The sequence below is a fragment of the Mycoplana sp. 10N416 genome (genome assembly GCF_056394765.1).
Genome location: NZ_JBFTIM010000014.1, coordinates 19,154 through 33,390 on the forward strand (window position 1 = coordinate 19,154; position 14,237 = coordinate 33,390).

Sequence of the window (14,237 nt, forward strand, 5' to 3'; positions counted from 1 at the left end):
CTTTCGGTCACTTGCGTGCCAGGCTGAATGCGAAGTGGCTGCCGCGGTGATAGTCGAGGGCGTGCACCACGGGTATTCCTGCGGCATTGAAGCACGTCTCACGGATCAGCAGCGCCGGTCCGAAGTCGCGCAGATCGTTGCGCTGCACCACCTCCTCCGGAAGCAGGACCGCGGAAACGGTTGCAGCCGACATGCGCGGCCTGTTTTTGTAGTCGTCGAGCAGGTCGAGGAGAGATCCGCTCCAGTCGATGTCATGGAGGCGCGCCGGGATGATGCTGCGGGGAATGTAGTTGATGCAGTAGAGTATGGGCTGATCCTCGTGTAGCCGCAACCGTTCCAGCCGGATGACCCGTTCACCTTGCTGAAGCCGCAACCGTTCGGCCGTGGTCGGGTCGGGTATTTCCTCGGCAACCGATAGCATCCTATTGACCGTGGCATAACCGTAGTGCCGGGCCATGTCGGTGACGCTCTCGAACACCGTGATCGGCCTGTCCACCTGGATGGCTGACATGGCGGAGACGAAGCGACCGCGCCCATGTTCAACATAAATGACGCCATCCTGCTCCAGAAGCTTGAGCGCCTCGCGCAATGCCGGACGGGAAATCTTGAACCGCTGCGTAAGTTGTGGCTCGCTTGGCAGCTTGTCGCCCGGTTGGAGTTTATCCTCGCGAATCAGGTCCGTGATGCAGTCGCGAACCTGGATGACCAGGGTGCGTGTATCGCGAAGGGGCTCGTCCAAATTACTCTAACCCCCGCTTGACAAAAGATGCGATGCTCTTGCCTGGCAATTTTGCCAGTGACAGGGGCAATTCATAGGCTGCAAGCAAATTATTGGACAATTTTAACACCTTGCCCCGATCGCGCAAAAGATCTCAACTAATCAAACCTATATAGTTGTCAGTCGTCCCACGACATTCCGCTCTCCCCCCTGGGATTATTTCAGGACCAACCAACCGGAGAGAATGACGACGAGTGCGCCCGCAACCATGTGAAGCTCGATGGGGGCCGCAAAGAACAAGGCACCGTACAGGCAGCCCCAGATGATCTGGGTGTATTGGAAGGGTGCGACCACCGAGGCGTCACCAGTGCGGAAGGCGCGCACGAGCAGCAGGTGTCCGCCAAGGAGAAAAAGGCCGGCAGCGGCGGCGGACACGAGATCGGACCCGCCGACTGGCCGAAAGCCGCCGGTCGACAGCAAGGCGCCCAGGGCAACCGCAGCCAGGACCACCAGAAGCGTCGAAACGAGCGCCATATCTGTTTCCAATTGTTTCGTGCGCCGGAGGAGGAGGAGCGACAGCGCGAACACCAGGGCTGAGCCTGCCGCCGCCGCATGGCCGAGATTGAGGGATACCATGGTCGGTTGCAGCGCGATGGTGATGCCGACAAAGCCGACGATCACCCCGAGCCAGGCAAGCGGCGACAGCCGTTCTCCCAGCAGCAGGAAAGCCAGCACGGCAACCAGGACCGGCGTGAGGAATGCGAGCAGATACGCTTCGGACAGCGGCAACATCGAAAATGCGTAGTGGATCAGGATGGTGTCGATGGCGAGCAGGAATGCACGCATCAGGGCAACGCCCGGATAGCGTGGCAGGAGCGAAGCAAGTGTGCCGGTCGCCCCGGCCTGGACCAGAAGCAGCACCAGTGCCGCGGTCGTCACCATGAACGTCACCTGTGGCACGGCCATACGTTCGGCCAGCAGCTTCACCAGCACGTCTGTTCCGGAAAACACAGCGAAGGCGAGCAGGCAGAAAACCGCGGCGTGCAGGTTCGGGCGCGCCGCCGGCTTCGGAACAGCCTCGGCATCAACGGACATTGAAACGCCCGAACCGGGCCTCGATCAGCGACTGCGCATATTCGAGCACGATCGACAGCATCCAGTAGATCATTGAGGCGGTGATCAACATCTCGATGTGGCGGAACTCGGTCTGCCCCATGGTGCGCGCCAGGTACATCAGCTCCCAGACGCCGACGACGGAGACGAGCGAGGAATCCTTGAGCATGGCGATGAACTGGTTGCCCGTCGGCGGGATGATGACCCGCATCGCCTGTGGCAGGATGACGAGCGCCATCGTCTGGCTCGGACTGAGGCCGAGCGCCGTCGCCCCCTCGGTCTGGCCGCGGTTGATGCTCTCGATGCCGGCGCGGAAGATCTCCGTCATGTAGGCGCCATAGCAGAGCGACAGCGCCAGGATGCCGGCCGGCACCGCGCCGATGACGTAACCGACCTGCGGCAGGCCAAGATAGATGATGTAGATCTGCATCAAGAGCGGCAGGCCGCGGAACAGCGAGGTGTAGAAGGTGGCGAGCCCGTAGATGACGCCGTTCTTCGACAGCTTGGCGATCGCACCGGCCAGCGCGATCACGGTGGCGATGATGATCGAGATCGCCGAAATATAGAGGGTCGTCACCACGCCCTGCGAGACCAGGAAGCCGACCTTCTTGGCGATGAACGCGAAGGACAGGTCGAAGGAGTAGAAGAACAGCATCAGGAGCGCGAAAAGCTCCAGCCAGACGCTGATGATCTGCTGCCGGCGCGACAGCTGACGCAGCGCCTTCCAGTTCGCCGCGGCGATCAGCGCGATCATCACCGCACCCGCCAGCCGGCCGAGCGCCGGGTTGTCGGTCAGCCACGCTTCCGTCGCCGGCACGAGATGGCCGATCCAGGCCGGGCTGACGCCGAGCTGGTAGACCACAAGCGTTATGAGCGCGAGCACGAGGAAGATTCCGGCGCGCTGCGCAGCGTCCGGATAGGAGAGTATCAGTCGGCCGATCATTCGGTGTCCCCCCGCCCGTTTAGGCAGCGCGCTCGCGCCACCAGTCCTGCGCCTGCAGTTTCCAATAGGTGAGCTGGGCGACCGCCAGTCCGGCGTAGCCGCCGGCCCAGACGAGCCCGAACGGCTTGAACAGCTTGTAACGGTCGCTTTCGCCGAGAATGGCCTCGGCAATCAGCTTGCCGCCCATCGCCGTGGTGTTGAGGCCGTGCCCGCCGAAGGCGGTGCAGTGCCAGACGCCCGGCTGCATCTGGCCGATCTGGGGCATCAGGTGGCGGGCGTAGGACATCAGGCCGGACCAGGCCAGTTCCGTCTTCAACCCCGCAAGCTGCGGGTAGGTGCCGGTCATCTCGCTGCGGAGTTCAGCGACCAGCGCGGCCGTCGAGGCGGCGCGCGTGGTGATGCGGCCGCCCCACAGCAGCCGCTTGCCGCCGTCGATGACGCGGTAGTAGTCGCCGGCGCGGCGGTTGTCGCCGATCGCGTCGGTCGTCTCGATCGCCGAGCGGATCAGATCCGGCGCCTCCTCGCTGACCATCACGTAGGTTGCGATCGGCAGGAAGGCGCGCTTCAGCCGTCCGTTCAGCCCGCCGGTGTAGCCGCCGGTGGTGAACACCACCTGCCGTGCCTTGACCCGCCCGCCGGCCGTGGCGACGATCTTTTCCGCGCCGTCGAGTTCGCAGCGTTCCGCCGCCGTCTGTTCGTAGATGCGCCCGCCGAGCCGCTCGATTTCGGCTGCGACGCCGCGCAGATAGTTGAGCGGGTGCATGTGGAAGGCGCGACCGTCGCGCAGGCCCTGGAAGTAGCGCTTCGATTTCAGCACCGAGCGGGCGCGCGCGGTGTCGAGATATTCGAGTTCGTAGCCGTAGGTCTTCGCCATCGCGTCGGCGTGCTGCTTCAGCGTGTCGCCGCCGTCATAGCGCAACATGCTGGAAATGCCCGGCTGCGGACGCGCATCCTCGATGGCAAGTTGTTGGATCGTGTCGCGGACGAAGTCGACGCCCTCGATCGACAGCCGGTGGATGCTGCGCGCCGCCTCGACGCCGGCCATGCGGGCGATGTCGTCGCCGCCGGTGGCAAAGCCGGGGCTGACGAAGCCGCCGTTGCGCCCCGAGGCGCCGAAGCCGACGCTTTCGGCCTCCAGCAGCACGACGGACCGGCCGGCGCGGCAAAGCTGCAGCGCCGTCGTCAGGCCCGCAAGTCCGCCGCCGACGATGACGGTGTCGCATTCGATCGTGCCAGCGAGCGCGGGCCGCGTCCGGGCGTCGCTCATGGTTCGCTTGTAGTAGGTGTCGGGATAGGCCATGGGGTCCGCATCACTGGTTGACGGGTGGGAGGAGGCGGTCGACGCCGCCGGTCGTCAGGTCTGATGCCAGTCCCCCGGCAGCCGCGCAGCGGCTTCGGGAGACTGGCATAGGAACAGAAAAGCAGGTCGGATGAAACCTGGTGTCACGCGACCTGCCTTGGCGCGTCAGTCGGCGGCGTAGTCCTTGCCGTACCACTTGGTGGTAAGCGCAGCCAGCGTGCCGTCCGTCTTCATCTCGGTGATGATCTCGCCGACCTTCTTCGTCCAGTCCGGATCGACCTTCTCGGCGATCACCACCAGCGGCTCGCGGAAGGCGTACTCGCCCTCGAGCGTGCGCAGCGGATAGCCATTCTTGATGGCGTTCAGCGCCGTCTGCTCCGGTGCGATGACCGCATCGAGGCGGACGCCGTTGCCGAGCCGCAGGTCGTCGAAGGGCAGCATCGAATCGGCGAAGGTGCGCACCTCGCCGGGCTCGAGCTTGTACTCGATCGGCGGCAGGCCGGGCGCGTCGATTTCGAGCCGGCGGTTGATGAAGTCTTCCGAGGTGGTGGCGGTCTCGACGCCGATCACCTTGCCGTTCAGGTCGGTGACCGACTTGGCCTCGCTGTCCTTGTGCACAACGTAGACATAGGGGCTGTAATAATAGATGCCGGCGAAGTCGATCACCTGGGCGCGCGCCTTGGTGGGCGTCACCGAGCCGACGCCGAGGTCGTAGCGGCCCTGCCAGCGGCCGCCGGTCAGCGTCGCCCAGTCGGGGGTCTCGAAGCTGACTTCGACGCCGAGGCGCTTGGCAATTTCCCTGGAGACGTCAATGTCGAAGCCGACCAGCTGGTTGCTGTCGTCGAGATAGCTCTGCGGCGGCCAGCCGCTGTTGGTGGCGACAACCAGCGCCTTCTTCTCCATGACCCGGTCGAGCGTTTCCCCGGCCTGGGCGGCGGTCACGAACGCCAGGGCGGCAACGCCGATGGCAAGCTGTGCGAGCAATTTCCTCACGAGATCCTCCTGGTTAGACCGTCAGCAAGTTCCCAATTATGTAAGATGTCTGACAACATAATTTAGAGAAGGCGGGCGATTGGGTGTCAAGCGCAGGAAGCAATACTTCCCCCATGAAACAATTTGATAAAGTCATGCGAGTTTGTGATGGCAGTCTATGCTGGGGGTGTCAGGTTAACTTGGCGAAGGACATTTTCGGCAAACGCGGAAAACGCTTCCGCGATGCGTCAAGGTGACCCGGTCCGCGCGATGGGAACCCCTCAGCCTTGGGGAAATGCAAGAGTCAGAGGACTTAACTCGCCTGCACTTTCCAGGACGGTGGCCGCTTTTCGATGAAGGACGCCAAGCCCTCGCGGGCCTCGACCGTTTCCCAGGTATCGGCAAGCCGCATCAGGGTCATTTCAATTAGCTGCTCGTCAATCGGCCGGCCGACAGCCTGGACCAGTGCCTTCGCGGCGGCGACGGCATCCGGTGCCGTGGCGAAATAGGGTTCGATCTCGGCCTCGATGGCTGCATCCAGCCCATCCGGTTCGACGACGGCGCTCACAAGACCCACCGACCGCGCTTCATCCGCGGCGAAGATCCGTGCGGAGGTAAAGTAGCGAAGCGCAGCAGCGGAGCCGATCCGGTCAATCACGTAGGGGCTGATCGTCGCCGGGATGAGGCCGAGGCGGGTCTCCGTAAGGCCGAAGCGTGCCCCGGTTGCGGCAATCGCGGCATCGCAGACGCTGATCAGGCCGACGCCTCCGCCGTAGGCCTGACCGTTCACGCGGGCGATCAGGGGCTTCGGCAGTTCGCGCAGCGCCTTCAGCATCAGCGCCAGCTTGCGCGCCTCGGCGGTCCGCTGTTCCCTGGTGGCGTCAACCTGGTCTTTCATCCATTTGAGATCGCCGCCCGCGCAGAAACTCGTGCCCGCGCCGGTGACGACGACCACCCGCACCTGCCGATCGGCCCCGAGCAGTGCGGCAGCACCCGTCAGGTCGGCAATCATCTGGCCCGAAAGAGCATTGTGCTGATCCGGCCGGGCAAGCGTCAGCACCGCCACGCCCCGTTGATCGACAGCAATCGAAATCGTCTCGAAATTCATGGTCGAAGGTCCCTTTCCGGCACTCTCACCAGATCGCGTGCATAGGCCGCGGCATCTGCCAGCATGTTCAGGTCCAGCCCGGTCGGATGCTCCATCGCCTCCAGCATCCGCGCGACGGCCAGCGTATCGACATTGCCCCGCGCCCCCGGCGCGTAGGGACATCCGCCAAGACCGCCAACCGAGGCGTCGAAGACCCGCAGCCCCATGTCGAGACTGATGCGGATGTTGTCGAGCGCGTGCCCGCCCGTGTCGTGAAAATGTCCGGCCAGTTTCTCTGCAGGGGCTCGTGCCAGAACGGCGTGCAGCATGGCGGCGATTTCTTCAGGTGTTCCGCGCCCGATCGTGTCGCCGAGGCTCACCTCGTGACAGCCGAGACCAAACAGCTTGTCGGCGACATCTGCGACGGCCGCAGGTGGGGTCGGCCCATCATAGGGGCAGGCAACGACGCAGCTGACATAGCCCCGCAACGGAATGCCGTCGGCCCGCGCCGCATCCGCGACGGGCTGCAGGCGATGCAGGCTTTCCGCAACCGAGCAGTTGATGTTCGCGCGGGAAAAGCCCTCGGAGGCAGAAACGAAGACTGCCACCTCGTCGGCGCGTGCGGCCTGCGCCGCTTCGTAGCCCTTCATGTTCGGCACCAGCACCGAAAAGCGTACACCCGGGCGGCGAATGATCCCGGCCATCACGTCGGCGCCATCGGCGAGTTGCGGCACCCATTTCGGGCTGACGAAGCTGGTCGCCTCAACCCGGCGAAAACCGCAAGCCGACAGCCGGTCGATCAGCGCGATTTTCCCGGCCGCCGGAATGATCCGTTTTTCGTTCTGCAGGCCATCGCGCGCGGCCATTTCAACGATCTCGACGAAATCGCCCATCAGCCTTCCTCTTCGCAAGGTTCAGCAACACCGTACCCTCGCTCACTTGGCCGGCGGCGGCAATGGTCATCGATGCGATCACATCCGGTTACATGGTGCGGCGACTTCGACGCAGACACAGCACCGACTGTAGCCTGAACTCTTGCATGGGTGATCGAGACGACCAAAGCATGATGACTTTCTCTCATGCTTTGGTCGGTTCAGGCATATCGATGGCATTGCCGCGGGAAGGTAGATGGTCCATCAGGTCCACGCCGACCGCCCCGGCGCCCGTCCAAGCGGGCTGTGACGATCTCTGTGCTTTCGCGCAGTCGCGGAAAGAGCGGCTCGCGGCCGCTCTTTTGTTGGATCAATAGTACGGCGACTGGCACTGCTGGCGTGGCCCGTAATACGGCTGGAACGTATTGTCGTAGGCCCGGTACGAGCGATAGCGTCCGGCGCACCAATCGAAATGCCTCGGATTGACGCCACCGTCGTAGTAGCGGGGCTGGCTGGCGATCGCGCCCCCGATCAGGGCGCCGGCCGTAAAGGCGGCGAGCGGATACCAGTAGCCGTCGTCGTAGCGGCGATAGCCCTCGCGATAGTAGGGATAGCCGCGATAGCCGCGATAATATCCGCCACCGCCGCGATAGTAGCGGTCGCCGCCGCCGCGATAGTAGCGACCGCCGCCGCTGTAGCGCGGGCCATCGCGATAACCGCGCCGGACATAGTAGTCGACGTTCTCTACGTCGGTCGGAACGGAAGCGCCGGCGCGGGGCATGGCACTTGCCTGAACCGGAACGAAAGCGGTTGCAAGCGTGGCCGCGGACAAGACAGCCGCCATCAGGCCTGTGACGATCTTTCCCATATCTTCAACTCCAAAAAGACTGACTTCTCAGCACAGCGATTAAGCAACTTATGGATTAATTGGGCTGAACGGGGGATGAACCGGCTCTGCTCACACCTGATCCTCCTCGTCGGCTCTGATCTGGCTATAGCGTGCGTGCTCGAAGACGAACACGGCACCCAGCCCCAAGACGAAGGGGATGATAAGGTAGAACACGCGGAAGACTGCGAGCGCTGCCAGCACATCTACGGCCTCTATTTCGGGGAGTGCGGCGATGAAGATAAGCTCCAGAACGCCGATGCCGCCCGGCGCGTGCGACAGCAGCGCGGCGGAGAAGGACGCGAGGAAGACGCCGAGCACGACCAGGTAGCCGGGGTTGCCGGCCGTTGGCAGCACGAAATAGATGATCGCCGCAGCAGCCAATAGCTCGACCGGAGCAATCAGCAATTGCCGAAGGGCAACGGAGGGGCGGGGATACTCCAGGTGCAGCCAGCGCGTACGGATCGGCCGAAACCCGACGAGGCTGCCGATGATGTAGAGGGCAACCAGGAAGAGGATCAGCACGCCGGTCGAGAACGCCGCTTCGATCGGCAGGAAGGTTGCGAAGCGTTCGATGATTTCCGGCTCGATGATCAGGACAAGTCCGAACAGCACCGCGGTTCCAAGCGCGAAGGTGAACGAGCAGAAGGCGACGAGCACGCCGACCTCGCTGGCCGTCAGGCCCTTCGAGGAATAGGCGCGGTAACGCACGACGGCACCGGAAAGCACGGACGCGCCGATGTTGTGCGCCAGGGCATAGGCCGTGAACGACGCAACGGTGATGAACCACAGCGAGATGCGGTGGCCCAGATGTTCCAGCGCCAAATGGTCGTAGGCGGCCAGTGCGGCATAGGCCGCGATGGTTGCCGCGGCGGCGAGCAGCCAGCCGGAGAGCGGGATCGCCAGAAGGCTGTCCCGGAAATCGTGGTACGAAAGCCCCTTGAGGTCGTGATAGAGGATCCAGACGGAGAAGACGATGGCCACCGCTCCCACGGCGGGCCAAAAGAGCTTGCCGAGTTTCATGTGACCGAAGACCGCGCGTACGTGCTGTGGCTTGCTAAAATCAGGGCTGTCTGCCGCCGCTTGTCCGTACTGCTATTGCTCATGCGGTATGTTTCCTCCCTCTCTTCTCCGCCCCCGCGGAGCCGTCCCTCACACTGATTTGTCGGCAGCGAAATTAAACCATTGTCGGCAAGCACGACAATGACGCGATTGAAAACCCGCGCAGGTTTGATCGATCGTGATCAGTCCGAGGCGAGCTTCGGCTATTGTCTTTGTGGGAACGTCTTACGCCCACCCTTCGGTGCAAGACGGCGATTTCCGGAGGCGCATCGCACGGAAGGGATGGCGCGATGCGCTTTCCGGGCGGTTGTTGCCCGGAAAGCCTTGCGTGCCGTCAGGCGGCGGGGACGGCGTTAGCGGGCGCCGAGAGCCGCCAGGATCCGGATCCAGGAGCGGATGCCCTTTTCGAACGAGCGCAGTTCGTATTTTTCGTTCGGCGAGTGGATGCGGTCGTCGGACAGTCCGAAGCCGACGAGAAGCGACTCCATGCCCAGCATCCGCTGGAAATCGCCGACGATCGGGATGGATCCGCCCATGCCGATCATGACCGCGGGCTTCGGCCATTCCTCCGACAACGCGTCCTTGGCCTTGTTGAGCAGCGGCGAATCGTAGGGGAGGTGGATCGCGGGCGAGCCGCCATGGGCGTGGAAGGTCACCGAGCAGTCGGCCGGGATCTTGGAGCGGACGTAGGCACGGAAGGTGTCGCGAATCTTGGCCGGATCCTGGTTGCCGACCAGACGGAAGGAGACCTTCGCGGTGGCTTCTGCTGCGATCACCGTCTTGAACCCCTCGCCGGTATAGCCCCCGACGATGCCGTTCACTTCGGCTGTCGGCCGCGCCCAGGTCAGTTCGAGAACCGAGCGGTCCTTTTCGCCTGACGGGATGGAGAGACCGATTTCGCCGAGGAACTTGTCGGCCGTCTGGCCGAGCTTGTCCCAGGTCGCCTTGATCTCCGCTGGCGTTTCCTCGACGCCCTCGTAGAAACCGTCGAGCGTCACGCGACCGGATGTGTCGTGCAGACCTGCAAGAACATCGCTCAGGATATGGATCGGATTTGCGGCGGCGCCCCCGAAATAACCGGAGTGCAGGTCGCGGTCGGCCGCCTTGACGACGATTTCCTCGCCGACGAGGCCGCGAAGCCCGGCCGAGATTGCCGGCGTATCGGCGTCCCACATGTTGGTGTCACAGACCAGGGCGTAGTCAGCCTTGAGCTCGGCGGCATTGGCCTCGAGGAATGGCTTCAGCGAAGGCGAGCCGGATTCCTCCTCGCCCTCGAAAAGGATCGTCACCTTGCAGGGCAGCGACCCGGCGGTCTCCTTGTAGGCGCGGCAGGCCTCGACGAAGGTCATCAACTGCCCCTTGTCGTCGGAGGTGCCGCGGCCGGTGATGATCCGGCGCCCTCCGGCAATGTCGCGCACCGCCGGCTCGAACGGATCGTTCTCCCAAAGGCTCAGCGGGTCGACCGGCTGGACGTCATAATGGCCGTAGAACAGCACATGCGGCGCGTCGGGCGTTGCCCCGTCATGGTGGGCGACCACCATCGGATGACCGGAGGTCTCGCGCACGGTCGCGTCGAAACCGAGTGAGCGAAGCTCCGCCACCAACCACTCCGCGCCCCGCATCACCTCGGTCGAGTAGGCCGGATCCGTCGATATGGATTTGATGCGCACGAGCTCGAACAGTCGCTCGAGGCTGGCGGGAACATTCGCGGCGGCGTGGTCGAGTACGGGTAGCAGATTGGTCATGGTCGAATCCTTCTTTTCGGCCGGACCTTAGCGCATGCAGATGCGGATCGGAATCGATTTCCGAGCGACTTTGCCCGGCCGAAGCGCAGAATTCGAAAAGCAATTGTGGCGCGATCAGGGGCGATCAGCGGCTCGGAAACTTGCACCGCAGGCGAGAATAGCAGTTGGACGCAAAGAAAAAGCCGCTGCGGACGGGAGGCGCGTCCGCAGCGGCTTTTGCGAATTGTGGACAAAGGCCCGGAGAGGGGGATAAGGCCTTTGTCCTATAGTCTGGCGCGGCGGGGGACAGGCCGGGATGCCAGACCACGGCTTGATCAGGTGCCGATGACCATCATTTGGGTCCCGGAATATGGCTTTTCAAGGGACTTGCGCCGTCAGGAAAATTACAAATTGGTAACGTTTGTGTGAGGCTTTCAAAGTGGTTTTGGGGAAGTTCTCGGAGGCAAACGATGATGGACGTGCGCAGCGTCGCACGCTATCCATGAGCCATGAAAAATGGTGATCATCTCTTCCTCGTCGACGGCTCGGGCTTCATCTTTCGCGCCTTCCATGCGATCCCGCCACTGAGCCGCAAGTCGGACGGCCTGCCGGTCAACGCGGTCTCCGGTTTCTGCAACATGCTGTGGAAGCTGCTCAAGGATGCGCGCAACACCGATGTCGGCGTCGCGCCCACCCATTTTGCAGTCATCTTCGACTACTCCTCGAAGACCTTTCGCAACGAACTCTATGATCAGTACAAGGCGAACCGCAGTGCGCCGCCGGAAGACCTGATCCCGCAGTTCGGGCTGATCCGCCACGCGACGAGGGCCTTCAATCTCCCCTGCATCGAAAAGGAAGGCTACGAGGCCGACGACCTGATCGCCACCTATGCGCGCCTGGCCGAGGCGGCCGGCGCCGACGTCACCATCGTCTCCTCCGACAAGGACCTCATGCAACTCGTGACACCGAAGGTGTCGATGTATGACGGCATGAAGGACAAGCAGATCTCCGTTCCGGAAGTTGTCGAGAAGTGGGGCGTCACCCCGGACAAGATGATCGATCTGCAGGCGATGACGGGCGATTCGACCGACAACATTCCCGGCATTCCCGGAATCGGGCCGAAGACGGCGGCTCAGCTCCTGGACGAATACGGGGATCTGGACACGCTCTTGGCCCGCGCCGAGGAGATCAAGCAGCAAAAGCGGCGCGAGAACATCATCGCCAACCGCGCCCAGGCGCTGCTGTCGCGCGAACTGGTGACTTTGAAGACGGACACGCCGCTCGACGTGCCGCTCGACCATCTCGTGCTTGAGCCGCAGGACGGTCCGAGGCTGATCGCCTTCCTCAAGGCGATGGAGTTCAACTCCCTCACCCGGCGTGTCGCCGAAGTCTGCGGCTGCGATGCATCCGCGATCGAGGCGGCTTTCGTTCCGGTCGAATGGGGTACGAACGCCCATGGCCCGGACCTCGACATCGTCGCCGGGCGACCGGTGACCGACGACGCGACGAGCGCGGCGCAGGCGGCTAGTACGTTGCTGCCGGACGCCTCTCCGGACGCACCGACGCCGGCGGCACTGGCAAAGGCGCGCGCCGCGCTGTTCGCGGTCCGGTCGTTCGATCGCTCAGCCTATGTGGCGATCCGCGACCTTGCGGCCCTCGACAGTTGGATCGCCGATGCGCGCGAGGGGGGCCTCGTCGGCTTTGCCACGGCGACGTCGACGCAGGATGCGATGCAGGCGGAGCTTTGCGGCTTTTCGCTGGCGATCGCCGACAACGCCAAGGGCCTGGCCGGCGCTTCCATCCGCGCCGCTTACGTTCCGCTGCAGCACAGGACTGGCGCCGGCGACCTGCTCGGTGCCGGGCTTGCGGACGGACAGGTGCCGGTCGGCGATGCGCTGGAGCGGCTGCGGACGCTGGTCGAGGATCCGTCGATCCTGAAGGTGGCGCAGAATCTCAAGTTCGACTACCTGGTCCTGAAGCGGCACGGCATCACCATGCAGAGTTTCGACGACACCATGCTGATGTCCTATGCGCTGGACGCCGGCGCCGGTGCGCACGGCAGGGATTCGCTGTCGGAGCGCTGGCTCGGCCACAAGCCGACCGCGCTGAAGGACGTGACCGGCAGCGGCAAGGGCGCGCAAAGCTTCGACCTCGTCGACATCGACCGGGCGAGCGCCTACGTGGCCGAAAATGCCGACGTGTCGCTGCGCCTGTGGCATGTGCTTAAGCCACGGCTTGCAGCAGAGGGACTGACGACGGTCTACGAGCGGCTGGAGCGGCCGCTCGTGCCTGTGCTTGCCCGCATGGAGGAGCGCGGCATCACGATCGACCGGCAGGTGCTGTCACGCCTTTCAGGTGACCTTGGTCAGGGCGCGGCCGCGCTCGAAGACGAGATCTACCAGCTTGCCGGGGAGCGCTTCACCATCGGCTCGCCCAAGCAGCTCGGCGACATCCTGTTCGGCAAGATGGGCCTGCCCGGCGGCGCCAAAACGAAGACTGGACAGTGGTCGACGTCGGCGCAGGTGCTGGAAGACCTCGCGGCCGAAGGCGTGCCGCTGCCTCGCAAGATCGTCGACTGGCGGCAGCTGACGAAGCTGAAATCCACCTATACGGACGCGCTGCCCGGCTACGTCCATCCGCAAACCCGGCGCGTGCACACCTCCTACTCGCTCGCCTCGACGACGACCGGCCGACTGTCCTCAGTCGATCCGAACCTTCAGAACATCCCGATCCGTACGAGTGAAGGGCGCAAGATCCGCGCCGCCTTCATCGCTTCGCCCGGACACAAGCTCGTCTCTGCCGACTACAGCCAGATCGAGCTGCGCGTGCTTGCCCATGTCGCCGACATCCCGCAGTTGAAGCAGGCGTTCGCCGACGGGATCGACATCCACGCGATGACGGCGTCGGAAATGTTCGGCGTGCCGGTCGAGGGCATGCCCGCGGACGTGCGCCGCCGCGCCAAGGCAATCAACTTCGGCATCATCTACGGCATCTCCGCCTTTGGCCTCGCCAACCAGCTCTCCATCGAACGCTCCGAAGCCGGGGACTACATCAAGCGCTACTTCGAGCGTTTCCCCGGCATCAAGGACTATATGGACAACACCAAGGCCTTCGCGCGCGAGCACGGCTATGTGGAAACCATCTTCGGGCGCCGCGCACACTATCCGGAGATCAAGTCGTCCAATCCTTCCGTCCGTGCCTTCAACGAGCGGGCGGCCATCAACGCGCCGATCCAGGGGTCGGCGGCCGACATCATCCGCCGCGCCATGGTGAAAATGGAGCCGGCGCTTGCCGCGGGCGGGCTCTCCGCCCGCATGCTGCTGCAGGTGCACGACGAACTGATCTTCGAGGTCGAGGATGCGGAGGCCGAACGCACGATGCCGATCATCGTCGACGTGATGGAAAACGCCGCCATGCCGGCGGTAGCAATGAAGGTGCCGCTGAAGGTCGAAGCCAGGGCGGCGCACAATTGGGATGAGGCGCACTAAACCCGGCCCGGGGGCCGTCCAGGCTACTGCGTTTCCGCGCGCCCGATTGGATGCGGCTTGCCCCATAGCAGC

At 63.8% G+C, this 14,237-nt stretch carries 11 protein-coding genes; 1 reads left to right on the forward strand and 10 read right to left on the reverse strand.

Translation table 11 applies throughout. The features are described 5' to 3' along the window. Positions 1-7: 7 nt before the first annotated feature. The 10 genes from AC1DDS_RS22215 to AC1DDS_RS22260 form a co-directional block, all read right to left on the reverse strand. Positions 8-739 carry a GntR family transcriptional regulator gene (locus tag AC1DDS_RS22215; RefSeq protein ID WP_477480836.1) on the reverse strand — a complete coding sequence of 244 codons (732 nt, stop codon included), beginning with the start codon at positions 737-739 and terminating at the stop codon, positions 8-10. Between the two features lie 195 nt (positions 740-934). Continuing rightward, on the reverse strand, positions 935-1,813 hold the full coding sequence (locus tag AC1DDS_RS22220) for a DMT family transporter (RefSeq protein ID WP_477480837.1): 879 nt from the start codon (positions 1,811-1,813) through the stop codon (positions 935-937). Beyond that, a complete protein-coding gene (locus AC1DDS_RS22225; RefSeq protein WP_477480838.1) occupies positions 1,803-2,774 on the reverse strand; it encodes an amino acid ABC transporter permease in 972 nt (323 codons plus the stop codon). Before AC1DDS_RS22225 ends, AC1DDS_RS22220 begins: the two co-directional genes overlap by 11 nt. 19 nt (positions 2,775-2,793) lie before the next feature. Then, a complete protein-coding gene (locus tag AC1DDS_RS22230; protein ID WP_477480839.1) occupies positions 2,794-4,074 on the reverse strand; it encodes an NAD(P)/FAD-dependent oxidoreductase in 1,281 nt (426 codons plus the stop codon). Positions 4,075-4,239: 165 nt separating this feature from the next. Then, complete coding sequence (locus tag AC1DDS_RS22235; RefSeq protein ID WP_310423944.1) at positions 4,240-5,067, reverse strand: transporter substrate-binding domain-containing protein; 828 nt, start codon at positions 5,065-5,067, stop codon at positions 4,240-4,242. Positions 5,068-5,359: 292 nt separating this feature from the next. Next, positions 5,360-6,154, reverse strand: a complete 795-nt coding sequence (locus AC1DDS_RS22240; protein ID WP_477480840.1) for a crotonase/enoyl-CoA hydratase family protein — start codon at positions 6,152-6,154, stop codon at positions 5,360-5,362. Next, on the reverse strand, positions 6,151-7,026 hold the full coding sequence (locus AC1DDS_RS22245) for a hydroxymethylglutaryl-CoA lyase (protein WP_477480841.1): 876 nt from the start codon (positions 7,024-7,026) through the stop codon (positions 6,151-6,153). The genes AC1DDS_RS22240 and AC1DDS_RS22245 overlap by 4 nt, the downstream gene beginning before the upstream one ends. 349 nt (positions 7,027-7,375) lie before the next feature. Then, positions 7,376-7,873, reverse strand: a complete 498-nt coding sequence (locus AC1DDS_RS22250) for a BA14K family protein (RefSeq protein ID WP_477480842.1) — start codon at positions 7,871-7,873, stop codon at positions 7,376-7,378. 90 nt (positions 7,874-7,963) lie between these two features. Then, on the reverse strand, positions 7,964-8,914 hold the full coding sequence (locus AC1DDS_RS22255; RefSeq protein WP_477480843.1) for a lysylphosphatidylglycerol synthase transmembrane domain-containing protein: 951 nt from the start codon (positions 8,912-8,914) through the stop codon (positions 7,964-7,966). A 392-nt stretch (positions 8,915-9,306) separates the two neighbouring features. Continuing rightward, entirely contained in the window at positions 9,307-10,698 is a 1,392-nt protein-coding gene (locus tag AC1DDS_RS22260; protein WP_477480844.1) for a dipeptidase, read from the reverse strand. A gap of 488 nt (positions 10,699-11,186) precedes the next feature. Between AC1DDS_RS22260 and polA the strand changes: the two genes are divergently transcribed. Further along, positions 11,187-14,165, forward strand: coding sequence for a DNA polymerase I (gene polA, locus AC1DDS_RS22265; protein ID WP_477480845.1), 2,979 nt, complete (start codon positions 11,187-11,189; stop codon positions 14,163-14,165). Positions 14,166-14,237 lie beyond the last annotated feature (72 nt).